14 protein-coding genes are annotated in these 15,366 nt (G+C 63.3%); 5 read left to right on the top strand and 9 right to left on the bottom strand.

Annotated features, from left to right (window positions below; all coding sequences use genetic code 11):
• Positions 1-341 precede the first annotated feature (341 nt).
• The gene (locus tag EJ071_RS01825) at positions 342-1,625 is read left to right on the top strand and encodes an O-antigen ligase (protein WP_126096546.1); all 1,284 of its coding nucleotides are present in this window, start codon (positions 342-344) and stop codon (positions 1,623-1,625) included.
• Between the two features lie 273 nt (positions 1,626-1,898).
• On the opposite strand, the gene EJ071_RS01820 is transcribed toward EJ071_RS01825, so the two are convergent.
• The 3 genes from EJ071_RS01820 to EJ071_RS01810 form a co-directional block, all read right to left on the bottom strand.
• Positions 1,899-2,993, bottom strand: a complete 1,095-nt coding sequence (locus EJ071_RS01820) for an acyltransferase (RefSeq protein WP_126096545.1) — start codon at positions 2,991-2,993, stop codon at positions 1,899-1,901.
• Between the two features lie 116 nt (positions 2,994-3,109).
• Positions 3,110-4,300: a polysaccharide biosynthesis/export family protein gene (locus tag EJ071_RS01815; RefSeq protein WP_245460152.1), complete on the bottom strand. Its 1,191-nt coding sequence runs from the start codon at positions 4,298-4,300 to the stop codon at positions 3,110-3,112.
• A gap of 172 nt (positions 4,301-4,472) precedes the next feature.
• Positions 4,473-5,150 (bottom strand): sugar transferase, encoded by a 678-nt coding sequence (locus tag EJ071_RS01810; protein ID WP_126096543.1) that lies wholly within the window; start codon positions 5,148-5,150, stop codon positions 4,473-4,475.
• A 607-nt stretch (positions 5,151-5,757) separates the two neighbouring features.
• On the opposite strand from EJ071_RS01810, the gene EJ071_RS01805 reads away from it, so the two are divergent.
• On the top strand, positions 5,758-6,024 hold the full coding sequence (locus tag EJ071_RS01805) for an exopolysaccharide production repressor protein (protein ID WP_126102446.1): 267 nt from the start codon (positions 5,758-5,760) through the stop codon (positions 6,022-6,024).
• On the opposite strand, the gene EJ071_RS01800 is transcribed toward EJ071_RS01805, so the two are convergent.
• The 6 genes from EJ071_RS01800 to EJ071_RS01775 form a co-directional block, all read right to left on the bottom strand.
• Positions 5,995-7,908: an ABC transporter ATP-binding protein gene (locus EJ071_RS01800; RefSeq protein WP_126096542.1), complete on the bottom strand. Its 1,914-nt coding sequence runs from the start codon at positions 7,906-7,908 to the stop codon at positions 5,995-5,997. The two genes, EJ071_RS01805 and EJ071_RS01800, sit on opposite strands and share 30 nt — an antisense overlap.
• Positions 7,909-7,916: 8 nt before the next feature.
• Positions 7,917-8,894, bottom strand: coding sequence for a serine kinase (locus EJ071_RS01795; protein WP_126096541.1), 978 nt, complete (start codon positions 8,892-8,894; stop codon positions 7,917-7,919).
• A complete protein-coding gene (locus EJ071_RS01790) occupies positions 8,891-10,810 on the bottom strand; it encodes a lasso peptide isopeptide bond-forming cyclase (protein ID WP_126096540.1) in 1,920 nt (639 codons plus the stop codon). The genes EJ071_RS01795 and EJ071_RS01790 overlap by 4 nt, the downstream gene beginning before the upstream one ends.
• A 3-nt stretch (positions 10,811-10,813) precedes the next feature.
• Complete coding sequence (locus tag EJ071_RS01785) at positions 10,814-11,176, bottom strand: lasso peptide biosynthesis B2 protein (protein WP_245460151.1); 363 nt, start codon at positions 11,174-11,176, stop codon at positions 10,814-10,816.
• Between the two features lie 140 nt (positions 11,177-11,316).
• Positions 11,317-11,616: a PqqD family protein gene (locus EJ071_RS01780; RefSeq protein ID WP_126096538.1), complete on the bottom strand. Its 300-nt coding sequence runs from the start codon at positions 11,614-11,616 to the stop codon at positions 11,317-11,319.
• A gap of 158 nt (positions 11,617-11,774) precedes the next feature.
• The gene (locus EJ071_RS01775) at positions 11,775-11,927 is read right to left on the bottom strand and encodes a lasso peptide (protein ID WP_126096537.1); all 153 of its coding nucleotides are present in this window, start codon (positions 11,925-11,927) and stop codon (positions 11,775-11,777) included.
• A 498-nt stretch (positions 11,928-12,425) separates the two neighbouring features.
• On the opposite strand from EJ071_RS01775, the gene EJ071_RS01770 reads away from it, so the two are divergent.
• From EJ071_RS01770 to EJ071_RS01760, 3 genes are all read left to right on the top strand, one after another.
• The gene (locus tag EJ071_RS01770; RefSeq protein ID WP_126096536.1) at positions 12,426-13,583 is read left to right on the top strand and encodes a nucleotidyltransferase family protein; all 1,158 of its coding nucleotides are present in this window, start codon (positions 12,426-12,428) and stop codon (positions 13,581-13,583) included.
• A gap of 62 nt (positions 13,584-13,645) precedes the next feature.
• Positions 13,646-14,662 carry a glycosyltransferase family 2 protein gene (locus EJ071_RS01765; RefSeq protein WP_126096535.1) on the top strand — a complete coding sequence of 339 codons (1,017 nt, stop codon included), beginning with the start codon at positions 13,646-13,648 and terminating at the stop codon, positions 14,660-14,662.
• Between the two features lie 126 nt (positions 14,663-14,788).
• Entirely contained in the window at positions 14,789-15,181 is a 393-nt protein-coding gene (locus EJ071_RS01760; RefSeq protein ID WP_126096534.1) for a hypothetical protein, read from the top strand.
• Positions 15,182-15,366 lie beyond the last annotated feature (185 nt).

Genomic DNA, 15,366 nt, shown 5'->3' with positions numbered 1-15,366 from the left:
GATCAAGGAGGTCGAGGGCAAGCTGAAATAACTGGCCCGGGTGGCCCGCCGTGGCTTTCGTTGAGCAAGGGCGCGCCCGTCTCAAGCCAAAAAACAAATCAGGGGCGCCGGCGCTGGCCGAAGCCGGCGCCGGCGTCAATGCAGGAAACGAATCTTAACCAGGGCCCGAGCCCTGCTCCCGCCCCATTCCGGCCTTTTCGCTATGCAACAAGCCTCCGATGGCCGCCCCTTTTGCCCGTGACAAGATTTCCGGTTGAGCCACCGGCCAGAGGGCGATAGGTTATGCTGCAGTGCACAATGAATTGCGGCGGCATCCAAGGCTCAACGGACGAAAATCCGGCATGAAGATTCCAAAATCCATTCTGCTCGACCCGGAGGCAAACAAGGCCTATGGCGCCTTTGCCGTAGTGATCTCCGTCTTTGCCTTTGCCTATTCCAGCAATTTCGGCCAGATCCTGATCCTTGCCTATTACGCGGTCTGGCTGCCGCTGCTCTTCGTCGACTACAGGCGCTTCACCTGGAAGCTCTCGAACGCCTGGTTGCCGATACTCTTCGCAGCCTATGTCTGCCTGTCGGTCTTCTGGTCGCAGGCTGCCGGCATCAGCGCGCGTGCGGCGGTGCAGTATTCCTCGCACATCGTCTGTGCCTATATCGCGGCCCGCACCATCAGTGTCCGCACGCTTGTGCTGGGCTCGTTGATCGGCATCTTCTTCGTCCTGCTCTATTCGCTGAAAGTCAACGCTTACGCACTCGACACGATCGACGGCACCTTCAATTTCGTCGGCGCTTTCACCTCCAAGAACCTGGTCGGTTTCTTCTCGTCGCTCGGCATCTTTTTGTCCCTCGTCTTCCTGATGTTCTACCGGCGCAACTGGCTGAGCTTCTTCTGGACCGCGCCGATCATCCTGATGTCGGCCTACATGCTGGCGATCGCCCACTCGGCGACATCCGTCGCCTCGCTGCCGGCAGTGCTCGGTATCGTCATCCTGCTGACCATGAGCAGGGTCCTGTCGCGGCGCTACCGCCGCGTGCTGTTCGTGGTCGGCGGCGGCGCGCTGGTGGCCGGCGTGGTGGCCGCGCTGAACCTCGGCCTGCTGGACGTCGTGCTCGGCATCTTCGGCAAGGATTCGACGCTGACCGGCCGCACCTATCTCTGGCAGCAGGGTTGGGAGGCAGCGCAACTGCATCCGCTGCTCGGCTACGGCTATGCGGCCTATTGGGTGCAAGGCTTCGCCGATCCGGAACGGTTGTGGGCGGAATTCTACATCACGACCCGCACCGGCTTCCACTTCCACAACACCTATATCGAGACCCTGGTCGAGATCGGCTTCGTCGGCGTCACCATGCTGGCGCTGATCATCCTGCGCGCCTTCTACGGTCATGTATCGAAGGTGGTGTTCGGCGCCTGGAACGCCGATTCGGTGGTGCTCGCCGGCGTTGTCGGGCTGATGCTGATCCGCTCCTTCTTCGAGGTCGAGATCCTCGGCCCTTACTTCATGGCCTCCTTCATCGTCTATTTCGGCCTGTTCAAGCTGAGCCCGATGCCGGTTGCCCGGCGACGGCGGGTCGTCATCCCGGTCCAGGATGAAAAGCCGGCCGCCGGCCACATGCCGGCCCCGGTCTGACCGGCTGCAACAAATTCCAAGGAAAAGTGTGGGGCAGTCTTCCGTTCGGAAAAACTGAACCGCTGTAAGGTCTGTTGAGATTCAGGTCAGGCCGAGCCGAGAAAGGTGGCTTCCGAGAACCGGCCTACGCCGGCCGTAGCCTTCATAGGGCGGAGACATTTATGAGGGCTTCGGCCGGCGAAGGCCGGAGCGGAGCGTACTTGAAGTACGTGAGCACCGGAAGCGGAGGAAGTAGCCGTTCGCAGGCCGGCATCACCTGAATATCGACAGACCTTAGGCCACCGCCCGCGCGCGCTGCATTTGCCGCTGCAGGAAGCGGCGCAGCGGCTCGTCATAGATGCGGGTGGCGATGTCGGCGATGGCGATGACCGCCGCGGCCATCAAGAGGCCGAACCAGGGATGGTGCGCGAACGGGTCGACCGATACCGCCTTGCCGGCTCCGGCGATGATCATCAGCATCGGCGTGTGGATTATGTAGATCGGGTAGGAGATACGCCCCAGCCAACCATAGAAGCCCGCCAGCCGCGGAGCGGTCGGCGCCACGGCGCCGGTCACCACCATGACCGGGAAGACGATGGCGACAGAAGCGAGATCATAGGCGACGCGCCCGGCTGCGCCCACAGGCGCGATGGCGAAGACGGCGAGCGTGAGCAGGATCGCGGCCTCGACCCACCAGCCGCGCCGCAGGAAGCCGAGGCTGTCCTGGTAGCGCGCCATCGACCGGCACAAGAGCACCCCCAGGAAGAAGGAGAACGACACGCGCGGCAGCCCGCTGATGATGGTCTTGCCGGTCATGCCGAAATCGAGCGTGCCGGCGAATACCGAGGCGACGATCAGCAGCACGAGGCTGACGGCGATCAGTCCCGTCAGCAATCGTCTCGACAGCAGGAAGAAGATGGCGACATAGGCGATGTTGACGATCAGCTCGAAGAACAGCGACCACGAGGCGGGATTGAGCGGAAAGATCGTATGGTAGGCCTCGCCGACCAGCGGAATGAAGAGCATGCCAGTGGTGAGCTGCATGCCGATCTCGGATAGAGGCATATATTCGGCCGGGATCAGCCCGTTCTTGACCAGCAGGTAGAAGAAACCGAGCAGCGTGCCGGCGAGATAGAGCGGATAGAGGCGTATCAGGCGGATGGCCAGGAACGTGCCGAAGCCCATGCCGTTCTCGATCTTGCGGTCGTAGGCATGGGCGATGACGAAGCCGCTGAGCAGGAAGAACAGGTCGACCGCGAGATAGCTCGATGGCAGCACCTTGCCGTCGGCCAGGAACGGCGAGAAGTGGTAGAGCATCACGCTGATCGCGGCCACGCCGCGAATGGCGTCGAGGTTGAGGTAGACGTGACGCGGAGCGGCGGGCTGCATTCTGTGCCTTCAAGCGGTGCAAACAGATCGCTCGCCCGCGCCTTGGCGCGAACGAGCCTGACTTGTTCCTCCCGCCTCCGTGCCGGGCCGCTGAAGCGAGGCCCGAGCTCGTTGCGCTATTGGCTGGCCGTCGGCGCCAGCTTGACCTTGATCACGTCGCCCGGCAGCACCGGCGTGTCTTCCTTGGCGTCGACCTCGCTGGTCTTGCCGTCGGCAACGCGCACCAGCGAATAAAGCAGAGTGGGTTCCTCGCTGCCGGTCATGGTGGCCATCGTCGCCGGATCCGACGCCTGTGCGATCAGGCCCTTCTGCATGGCTGTCCTCAGCGTCGCCTCGTTGAGGTCCGCCTCGGCCTGCTGCCGGCTGGCGGCCAGGTTGGAATTGAGCGTGTTGCGGGCATCGATGGCGTCCTGCTCGGCCTTGCTGATCGACTGCTTGGCGGTGAGGATCGCCGTTTCATAGTCCAGGATCTTGCCCTGCAGGTCGGCCACCGACTGTTTCGAATCGAGCAGCCGCGCATTGGCGACCAGGCCCTTCTGCGCCAGCGGACCGATGCTGGTGAGCTGCTGCTGCGCCAGATCCACCTGCTGCTGCTGGTTGGCGATCTTCTTCTCCAGCGATTCGATTTCGCCCTGCAGAACCCCTTTCAGGTCGTCGAGCGCGTCGAGCTTCAGCTTCAGCGCCTTCTGGTCGGCCGTCAGAATCTGCATTTCGTCGGCGACGATCGCCTGCACTCTCGGATCGCCCTCGACCTCCTTCGGCACGTCGAAGCTCGCTTTGCCGGCGAGGTCCGCATCGATGCGGGCGCGCTTGATGATCAGCCGCAGCCGCTGGTCGTCATAAATATCGAAACTGCCCTTGGCGGTGACCAGGTCCTTGCCGAGCTGAGGGCCGTAATCGGCGCTGCGCCGGATGCCGCCGGCTATACTCAGCGCCTTCAGTACCGTCAGGTCGGGCACATAGGGAAACTGGCCGGGGTTCTGCACTTCGCCCGAAATGTAGAACGGCCGGAACTGGGCCATTTCGACCGAGGCTTCAGGCTTGTCGGGCAGGGCCAGCTTGCGCTGCAGCGTAAGCCCGATCGCATTTGCGACCTCCGACGTCGTCTTCCCGGCCGCCTGCATCTCGCCCACGAAAGGCACCGAGAGCGTCCCGGCGGGGCCGACCGAGTAGTCGCCGTTGATCGCCGACCAGTCGCGGAACGTGCCGTCGACCGTCTGCCATTCGGCGACGCGGATGTTGAGCTTGTCCTGCGGGCCGAGCCGGTAATCCTCGGCCGCCGCCATCTGCGGCGTAAGCAGAGACATCGCAAGCGCCGCGGCCGCGAATCGGCCGGGCGCCCTGGAAAGAAGACTGCAGGCGAAAGACAGTCCGAAGGGGTGTTTTTTCAAATGAACGTTTCCGATCCGCTTTGGCCCCATCCGCCCGATGAGATCACTGCCGGATACCTGCCCCGAGTTCGGCGGGGAGGCCCGTCGGTCAATAGCTGCCGCGCGACATCCACACGGCTGGCACGGTCTTGACGATGATGCGAATGTCCTCGACCATCGACCAGTTCTCGACATAGTGGCGATCGAAGGCGACGCGCGTGTCGTAGGACACGTCGTTGCGTCCGCTCACCTGCCACAGCCCGGTGAGACCGGGGCGCGACTTCAGATAGTAGACGGCGGCGCTGCCGTAGATCTCGAGCTCGTCGCGCACGACCGGGCGCGGCCCGACAAGGCTCATGTCGCCTTGCAGGATGTTGATGATCTGCGGCAGCTCGTCGAGGCTGAGCTTGCGCAGCACCTGGCCGACACGCGTCACGCGCGGATCGTTCTTCAGCTTGCGCGTCGCCAGCCACTCGGCATTGGCGTCCGGATTGGCGGCCAGATGCGCCGCGAGTACCTTCTCGCCATCCTGGACCATGGTGCGGAATTTGAGGCAGGCGAAAATCCTTCCGCCGCGGCCGATCCGCTTGTGGCCATAGAAGATCGGCCCGCGGTCGGAAAGCTTGACCAGCAGGGCGACCATCAGGAAGAGCGGGCTGAGCAGAATCAGACCGGCGAGCGAACCGACGATATCGAAACTGCGTTTGAGCAGACCGCCGATGGGGGGTGGAAAATCAATGCCGGCCTGCGAAAAACCCGCATTGGCCGGCTTGGCGACGTCCCTCATGCAAAAGCTCCATACGTTGAACGGATGGTTTATGGCACGATATCAAAAAAATGCTGCAGCGCAACACACAATTTCCCATCCGCATGAAATGTTCACGTCATGAATTGACTAAATAATAAACCTGCCCTGCACAAATTTTGGCCTTTGTGGCATGTTTATGACAAGGTGAGGGAAAATCAGGGAAATGTAGTGCGCCATTTGGGCCGTTTTTGGACAGCTCATTCTTTGTTGCAGACGATTGGTGGTTGCAGGCTGGCCGAATCACTCGCGGAGGTAAGTTCTTAGCGTAAAATACTAATTAATATTTTGAGTTTTACTATGGTCAGTTTAGCTATCCTGAATATGTGGTGGCGCCGGAATGTGCGTCGCAGCATGGCAGAGCCGATCCCGCAAAACCGTTGGAAATCACTTGCGCTTGCCCTTGCTGCGAAGGTCTCGCCTTAATAGAGTCGCAAACTGTTTCTGTCATAGTTTGGATGGGTCAGAAAGGCCGGAAGCAACCGGCCGAGTTGGGCAGCCAGAAATAGCTCTTTGGCGCAACGGGGAGTCACGCGGGTGGGTAAGTCACAGCTTTTGCATGCTTGTGTCGGTTGACGGGCCGACGAGCATGTCTTTACCAAAATTCATCGTCGGGATGATATTCGCGCTCGCGATCGTGGTCGGCTGGTCTTACTTCGACGGCGCATCGCTTGGCACCATCATCATGCGTACCGTCATTTGCGCCGTGGTCATTCAGGTGGGTTATTTCCTTCTGGTCTACGCCATGATTGCCAGGAGCGGGCCAGTGCCCGCCGATAAGAGCCGAGAGGCCGACCGTGGCATCAAGGTGGCCGAGGGCGAAAAGCTAAGCGCCAGGCGCGGCAGCCTCCGCTGATCGTTCACCCGGCGCCGGAAGCGGCGCATTGTCGGCCAATGCCTTGTCGGCCAGCGTTGCGGTTTCCCGTTCGGCTCGCTCGCCGGAGAGCATTCTGGCCAGCCGGCTGCCGGGCTTTGCCTTCAGCCTTTGATATTGCCCGACCTCGACGATGCGCCCGCTCTCGATGGCCACGACCCAGTCGGCGAAAGCGATCATCGACGGCCGGTGCGCGATGGTGAGGATCGTCATCTGGCCGCGCAGGTCTTCGATCGATTGGGCGATCAGCGACTGATTTTGCCAGTCGAGCGCGCTTGTAGCCTCGTCGAGGATGAGCAGCACGGGTTTGCGCAACAGCGCCCGCGCCAGCGCGATGCGCTGGCGTTCGCCGCCCGAGAGCCGGACGCCGCGGTCGCCCACCACCGTCTCCAGCCTCCGGTCGAGCCGCTCGACGAAATCGGCCGCATGCGCCTTGCGCAGCGCCGTCCAAAGCTCCTCGTCGCTGGCCCGCGGCGCAGCCAGGCGCAGATTGGCGGCGATCGTGTCGTGCAGCAGGAACACGTCCTGCGGCACATAGGCCACCTGGTCGCGCCAGGCCCTGCGGTTCTTGGCAGTGATCTCGACGCCGTCGGCAAGGATCGTGCCCTCGGTCGGCTCGAGCAGTCCAAGCAGCATGTCGGCGATCGTGCTCTTTCCCGAGCCGGACGGGCCGATCAGCGCCGTCACCTTGCCGGCGGGAAGGTCGAAGGTGATGCCTTCGACCACCGGTTTTCCGTCGCCGTCGCCATAGGCAAACAAGACGTCGCGGACGTTGAGGCCGGTGTCGAGCGACAGCCTGGCGCCATGTCCGGCATCGCCCGGCACCATTTCGCGCTCGGCGTCGAAGCGCGCCTTGAGGGCCTGCATGGCGGTATATGCCGGCAGGTTGATCAGCATTTGCTGCGCCTGCACTTGCATATCCATGAAGCGCGGCGCGACCCGCATGAAGACCAAGAGCAGCACGACGATCTCGGCGAGCGACAGGTGAAAGCGCACCAGCGCGATATAGATGAACAGGCTGAGCCCGATGACGCTCGTCACCTGGAACAGCGCGGTACCGATGGTGCTGTTGCGGACATAAGCGATGTTGTCCGCCTTCATCTTCTCGAGCGTCGCGCGGAGCTGCGTGAAATAACCCGCCTCGACGTTCAGGCTCTTGGCCACCTTGATGCCGCCGAGGAATTCCGAAACCGTGCGGTACTGGTCCTGGCGGCTGCCGGTCAGCACGCGGCCATAGGCGGTGGCGCGCGCACGGAAGGGCTGCAGCGCGACGAACAAGAGCACGCCGATGAGGATGGCGAAGGACGTCATCACCGGTGAGATGAACAGCGACACCACGAGATAGCCGGCAAGCAGCAGCGCCGTCTGGGCGAGCATCAGCAGCGAGAAGGCGGCCGCCTGCACGCGATCGATGTCGCCGGTCAGCGCATGGTCGAGGTCGGAGCTGCGCATGCGCGTGAAGACGCCCCAGCGCGCCTTGCCGATGCTCTCGAACAGGTTCATGCGCACGCGGTTGACGAAGTCATAGAGCAGCCGCGCCATGTAGAGCGACTTGAAACGGTTGAACATCGCCTGCAGCGCCACCAGGGCGACGAGCAGGGCGAGCACCGTCGCCAGCGACAGCGTGCCGCCGGGCGCCACCCAGCGCAGTGCGTTCGGCATCCGCACGGCGAAATCCTGGTCGGCGTTGCCGATCAGATGCAGGAGCGGGATCAACAGCAGGATCGAGAGCCCCTCGGTCAGGCTTCCCAGGATCAGGAAGGCCAGCGCCGTCGCCGTGCGCCGCCCACCGACCTGCGCCATCACGCCGCCGAAGCCGGCGACATCCCGCAAAAGCGACAGGCGAAGCTTTGAGGACCAGGCCATGCCTCTTATCACCTTGTTTGCGCGCCTGCCGCCAGATCGCGCTCGATCAGGTCGACGACTTCATCGATCCGCCCCAGCCCTGCCGGCACTTCAAGCCGGCAGACGCCGATGCGAGCGGCAAGCTGCGCGCATTGACTGAGATGCGTGGACGCGAAATCGCCGACCAGCGCCTGTCGGCCAAACCGGGTGACGTAGGAGAACTTGATGATCGCCGGCAGGGCGCCGGCGCCCGGCAGCGGCATGATCGCCGCCCGCTCCCCGCGCTCCAGCACATAGATCCGGGCCGCCTTCACGGCTTTGCCGGCAAATCCGTCACGCAGACGATGCTGCGCCTTCTCGATCTGCGGATGCACCTGCGGCCGCACCTCCGCTTGGCCTATGCGGATTGCGTCGGCAGCGTCCGCTGCAAGCTTGAGCTGCGGAAAACCGGGCAGGATCATCGGCCGTGAAGGATTGGACAGATCCAGCGCCACGACATCATCGGTAAGCAGAAGGTGACCGGCGCGGATCATCGCGCCCGCCATGGTCGACTTGCCGGCGCCTTTGTCGCCCATGAAGATCAGGCTTTGGTCACCCACCGCGACCGCGCTGGCGTGCAGGATGAGCAGACGGCGCTGATGCAGGGCAAGCGCCAGCACGGGCCCGAGAAGCGGGAAGGCAAGCAGCGGGTCGTCGATCCCGGGCGCTGCGTCAACATCGATTCGGCCGGCACCGCTGATCCTGAATGTCCCGATCGCCGGCCATGAAAGATATTGATGGCTCTGCTCGAACCGGAAGGCCGTGGCGTTCGCCGATGCGGCCTCCGGAAAATCGATCGGCCCGACAGCAATCTCGATGTCCGGCGTTGCCGGCGCGGTCGGTTCCAGTTCCGGTAGAGCCACCTCGGACCCAATCGTCAGACCGTACGCCTTGTAGAAGCGACGGACGCGTCCATTCCGAGCGGCCGCTTCGGGCCTTGTGGCAAGAGAAACGGCCCGAGGGTTCATGCAGGGCTTCCATCATGCTGGACCTGCCGCAGCCACAGCGACAGCGAGGCCGAACGCCAGATATGTTGGACATCGGGCAGCGTCGCCTGCTCGGGCTCCCGAAGCATGCGGGCGTAGGCGGCGTTCACTTCGGGCAGATTGACATAGGGGGCGATCAAGTCGTTGTCCGACACCAGCAGCCTGTCCAGGAGATCGCGATGATTGACGATCATGCCTTTGACGAGGTTTGCGGTAAAATCGATCTTGTCGCGCCGCCACTGCACCACGGGCGGCAGAATGCCCTGCATGGCTCGGCGCAGCACAAGACGGCCGAAGCCGTCCTTGAGCTTTTCCTCGCCGGGCAGCGCCAGGCAGAACTCAACGAGCGGCTTGTCCCAGAACGGGTAGCGGGGCTCGATGCCGAAATTGGCGGCGGCCTTGTCAAGGACTTCGAAAGCGTGCGGCACCAGCCCGGTGGACAGAAGCCAGCGATGCGTCAGCGCTTCGCTGGCACTGACGCTCGGCGGCATGTAGCCGGCGCGGTGGAAACGTTCGGCAAGGTCGGTGCGCCTGGCAAGCTCCGGATTGACCAGTCCCGCCCAGGCCGAGCGCGGCGCTTGGAATGGTCTGCGCCGCAGCTTGCCGAGAACGCGTTTGGCCATCGCCCTCATCCTGGCGGTCCGCCAAGCAGGCCCGTAGACGGTCAGGAACCTGAAATACAGCGACAGCATGCCGTCACCATAGGTGTCGGCGGCGCTGTGCAGCTCGCGCCACAGCGCCAGCCATCGACCCGCCTTGGCGAGCTCATGCAGCAGCCCATGCCCGTGCGAAACGACTTCGTCGCCGCCATGGCCGTCGAGCAGCACCTTCACCCGTTTGGCTTCCGCTGTCCGGTAGATGCTGCGGGTCAGCGACAGGCCAGGCGCCAGGAAAGTCCCTTCCTGTTCCTCGAGGATGCGTTCGAACTCGGCGAAAGGCGCGTAGTTGCCGATGGAAATCATCGTGCCGTCGAGCCGGTGGTGACCCAGTACTGCATCGATGAACGGCTTCTCGTCCATCGGTGAGCCCTTCTCGAAGACCAGCGAGAAGGTCTTGAGCTCCGGTTTCCGCGCAGCTGCGGCTTGCAGGCCGGCCACGCAGGCGATCGAGGATGAATCGAGGCCGCCGCTCAGCATTGCGCCAATAGCAGGGGTGCCGCGCATCCGGTTTTGCACCGACCGGTAGAAGAGATGCCTGAATTCTTCGGCCGCGTCCGAGCGCAGCGGCTCTGGCGAAGGCTCGATGTGCCAGTACTGACGAAGCGTCACCTGGTTGTCCGTCACCGTCAGGGTATGGCGTGCCGGCAAACGGAAGATCTCGGCATAGTGGGTCGACTGTGGATCGTCGGGCAGCCCGGCAAGGAATCCGGAAATCTGATGCTCGCTGATGCGTGTGTTGACACCCTCCAGGACCAGCAGCGGGCCGATCTCCGAGGCAAACGCGAAGCGCCTGGCGCCCGCGTGGTAGTAGAACGGCTTGATGCCGAAATGGTCGCGGGCGCAAAACAATGCCCGGCGCTCGGCATCCCAGATCGCGAAGGCGAAATCGCCTTGCAGATAGGTCGGGCAGGCCTCGCCCCATTTGAGATAGGCGCGCAACAAAAGCATCGCGTCGGCGGCCGTCGGGTCGCGTATGCCGAGCCGCGCCAAAAGCTCGTCGCGGTTGTCCAGCCTGCAATCCGCCGTGACGGCGAGCTTGCCGCCGGCCATGGTCAGCGGGCCGGGACCGTCCTCGCCCGTCGTGTCGAGCCAGGCATGGCCAAGCGCCACGCTTCTGTCCGTCCACCACGAGCTGCCGTCGCGGCCCCGGTGGCGCATGCGCGCCAGCATCTGCTGGATGTCGGCTGCCGCGGCGGGCCTGCCGTCTTGCCTCAGCAGAATTCCGGCGACCCCGCTCATGGCCTATTGCCCGTGATCGACGAGATGGGTGAAGCCGTGGATCGAGCCGCCGAGCACGATGTGGTTGCCGCTGACCAGCCAGGCATGCGCCTTGAGTTCCGCGCCGGTGTCGCGCCTCACGCCGATGCGGATTTTCGAGGCGCTGCCCTGGCGGGCAAGCAGATAGTGGCCGGACAGCGCCTGGGTGAGGCAGCTGGCGCCGGGTACAAACCGTGCGGCAGCGGCGACGCCCCATGCGATGCGCCGCAGATCGGCGATATCAGCGTCATCTCTCGCCTCCAGCCGCGTCACCAGGCCACGCACACGGTTATAGGAGAAGATGGTCAGTCCCAGCCGCACGGCACTGACCACTGCCAGGCAGCGCATCAGAAACAGCGCCTCCGCGCCGCTCAGCGAGAGGACCCTAAAGCATGTCTGCCGAAAGTGGGACCGGTTTCGGGACAAAGACATGCGCAAAATCAAGAGTTTAAAGCGCATGGAGCGAATCCGAAGGATCGCGACGCGCTTTAGGCCAGTTCCTCATGGTGGAGCCTCGCAAGCCCGGCTTCGATCAGCCCCTTGAGCAAGCCCTCGACATCGGCCTTGCAGCGCTCCGTTTCGACATCGTAGCGCGTCAGCACGGCGCTTCTTATGTCGAGGATCGATCGCGGCTCCTGGATCAGCTCCCAGATGTAGGCGCCGACGCCGTTCAGGCTGTAGTAGATGTTGGATTTGAGATGGAGCAGCGCCAGTCCGTTGCCGAATTCGCAAGCCACCGCATCGCCGGTCGCGACCACGCGGTCATGGTCCGATGGGTTCCAGTGCATCCTAAAACCTCATTGTTGAACGCCACGCGTCTTCCGACCTGGACCGGGATCGGTTGCCTGCGATCGCCCGGCCAGTAAGCGGGGCAACTGGTCCCCCGGCCCATCTAGCTAAAGCGGCGTCCGGAGCCCCAACTACGACATGCCGGACGCCTTAACCTTCAGGAGAAGGTGAGATCGCCGACCGGCGTGTGCGCGGGAAATGCCGCGTCAAGAGCCGTCGTGCCTGAGGCACCCTGCGTGATCGTTTCGATCGAACCATGAACCGTCAGGCTGGGGGTCTCGTATTCATGCTTTTCAACATTCTGTTCCATTCTACTCTCCGATTAAGACTGGAAGCGGCTTCAGAATGCCGCCAGCATATTGCTATGCTGCGTTGCAATTGCTGCACGGCAACATTTATGAGTCAAGCCTGATTTACCGGGTGTTAATCAATTCTCGGTTGCGGGCATATTCTGCAGTGAACAAACCACAGGCATCCCATAATCGGGCGTGCCCCGCGCGAGAATTCAGCGCCGGATATTTCCCGCATAAATAAACCTATGATTTAATTGCAATAATTTTCCGCTCGCGAATGCCTATTTTATAGCCGGGAAGAAATTGCTGCAAAGAATGCCACTTATTGCTGCACGTCGGCGCAGCCGGGCCTGTCTTCAAAAGTGATCGTCGCGCCTCTCATTTGAACGCTGTGGTTGCAGGAGCGGTGCCGAGCGCAGCGAGTGACTAGACGGCCGCGGCGATTTTGGCGATGCTTTTCTTCGCAGCTGCAGTATAACAGCCGCGGGCGGTTTTTGCGGAGAACGACATCGGGCATGGCCGTGCAGGATGCTTCCTATGACAGGCTGCGTGCGGCCGGCTGCGCCGACGAAGTCGCCTATGTGCAGGCCTGTCTACGGCTGTTCTTCAGTCCGGCCGCAGGTGCCGCCGACCTTGGCGGCACGCCGGCTCCGGCAATCTCCGTGGCCAACGTCGCCGACATTGCCAGGTTGAACAAGGTCGCGGTCTTCGTGCTCAAGGCTCTGGCGCGCGGGACGACCGGCGCGGCGCCAGCCGGATTGCCCGCATGGCTCGATGGCTATCGACGGCGCACCATGGCGATGAACGCCGCCTGCATCGGCGATTCGCTCGCCTTCCATCAGGTGCTGCGGGGCAGGCAGATCGACTTCATCTTCCTGAAAGGTCCGCTCCAGCAGCATGTGCTTTATGGCGATCATTTCATGAAGCCGTCCGGCGATGTCGACATACTGGTTTCGCCGGCGGGCTTTGCCGCCGCTCGCGATGCCCTGCGTTCCGTCGGCTACGAGGTGGCAAGCAAGTCGCGCTCGGTCTGGTGGGTGCGCTTCCTCGGCGAGCAGCATATGGTGCGCGACGACGGGGTTCGGGCTGCCACGGTCGATCTCCACCATCGGCTGCAGCAACCGGGTTCGCCGAGCCCGCGCGACACCGACGGCTTCCTGCGCCGCAAGCGCGAGGTCGAGGTTGCCGGAACCGCCATGCCCCTGATTTCGGCGTCCGACATGTTGCTCTTGTCCTGCATCAGCGTGGCCAAGGCCTTCTTCAACCGCGAGCCCTGCGCCGGCTATGTCTGCGACGTCAGAGCCGCGGCCAACCGGCTGAGCGAAGCCGAGCAGCGGAAGGTGCTCGACCACGCCGCCGAGCAGGGCCTGGCGGATACGCTGCTGCTTGGTCTGCGCGCGGCCGATGTCCTGCTTGGCGGCACCGCCACGCTGCTTTCGGATCGCGCCACCCGCATCCTGGCGCGCATCGAAAACGCCGATCTCTTCCACATGGTGATCGCGCCCTGGCTGTCGTCGTTGCGCTGGCCGCAGCGGCGGGCCGTGCTGTGGGAACTTTGCGGCCGCGAGCCGGTGCGCTATCTGGCCGAGGCCGGCTGGGCGGCCTCCGCCGATCTCAGCCGGCGCATCTTCGAGCGGCCGGCCGCCATCGCGTCAGCGCGGGGCAACGGATGAGAACCGGTGCGGCATTCAACATCATGGGCGGGGCTGTCACTCATGCAATCGAAAGGTGAACCATGTCCGTGACGACCCCCAGGGTCTGCGTCATCATCGCCGCCCGCAACGCGGCGCGGACCATACCGGTCGCCATCGCTTCGGCTTTGCGCGAGGCGGAGGTGGCGGAAGTCGTCGTGGTCGACGACGCCTCCAGCGACGACACCCAACATGTGGCGCGCGCCGCCGATGACGGCAGCGGCAGGCTCAAGGTGATGCGCCTCGACGTCAACCGCGGCCCGTCTTCCGCCCGCAACGCCGCGATCAAGGCCTCCATTTCGCCCTTCATCAGCATCCTCGACGCCGACGATTTCTTCCTCGAGGGCCGCTTCCGCCGGCTGTTTGCCAGCGCCGACTGGGATTTCGCCGCCGACAACATCATGCTGATCAGGGACGATGCCGCGGCCGATCCCACCAAGGTCGCGGCGCCGTCCTTTGCGCCCGAGCCGCAATTCCTCGATTTCGAGCGTTTCATCGAAGGCAACATTTCGCGCCGCCGCGTGCTGCGCGGCGAACTGGGCTTCCTCAAGCCGGTGATCAGCCGGGCATTCCTCGAGCGTCACGGACTGAGCTATGACGAAAACCTGCGGCTCGGCGAGGATTACGAGCTCTATGCGCGCGCGGTCGCCTGCGGGGCGCGCTTCAAGATCATCAAATCCTGCGGCTACGGCGCGATCGTTCGCGCCGACTCGCTGAGCGGCCGCCACAGGACCCAGGATCTGAAGCGGCTTGCCGATGCCGACCTGGCGCTGCTCGCGCTCAGCAACCTGCCGGAAGGCTCGAGGGCCGCATTGCGGCGCCACGAGCGCCATGTTCGCGACAAATACCGGCTGCGTAATTTCCTCGACGTGAAGGCGGAGCGCGGGCTGGCGTCGGCCGCCGCCTATGCCTTCGCCAGCCAGTCCAATCTGATCCCGATCGTTCGCGGCGTGGCCGCTGACAAGCTGGACGCGCTGTTTCGCCGCGCCGGCATTGCTGCAAAGCAGCAAGTGCCGCCGATGCGCTTCCTGATGTCGGCAACAAGTGCCGCAAAGGAATGATCGGGCGAAGGCGCTGGAATCGGGACCGTTCCCAAAAAAATCCGCTTTCCGAAACTACGAGGTTGCCTACTTACGCTGAGAATGGCACTCTATGTTGCGGTGCAGCAATTTCGAAAGGCCGATCGGATGGCTTCGATTTTTGGCTTCAGATCCAGGGACCCGGCCCGCGACCGGCAGACCGATCTCCAGCGTTTCGACCGTCTGGCGAAGCTCTTCGACCAGATCAGCGCCGAGATCGAGGCGGAAAAGGCCGGGCTGGAGAACCGCTATCGGTCGACGGCCACCAACGCCGCCTTCCTGGTCGAAGCAATGGAGAATGGCTCCGCGTCGACAGATAAGTCGTCGGACGTCAGCGCCATGACCGGCGCGATCCTGAACTACGAGCGGCGCATCGCCGAGCTCGCCCGCCAGAAAGGCTTGATGAAGGAACTGCGTCATTCGCTCGACGCGATTGTCGACGATGGTGACGGTCGACCCGGCTCTCAGGCCGGACATGCGAGGTCTGCGGCAAGAAGCTGACGGCGCGGCGAAGGCGGCGCCGTCATCAGTAGAGACATTAGAGGAGTTCAACGGGCAGAGGATCAGAAGCGGCTCGCCGGAGGCGGGCCAGGAATGACTTTGGGTTGGGGCGGACAACACAAGGTGAGTTTGTTATGAACGCAGAGTCGAATAACACGATGACCGCGGCGGCTTGCGGCAGGCCG

The sequence above is a fragment of the Mesorhizobium sp. M1B.F.Ca.ET.045.04.1.1 genome (genome assembly GCF_003952465.1).
GTDB lineage: Bacteria > Pseudomonadota > Alphaproteobacteria > Rhizobiales > Rhizobiaceae > Mesorhizobium > Mesorhizobium shonense.
The sequence above is the reverse complement of the archived record's forward strand: the minus strand, read 5'-3'. Positions and strand labels throughout refer to the sequence as shown.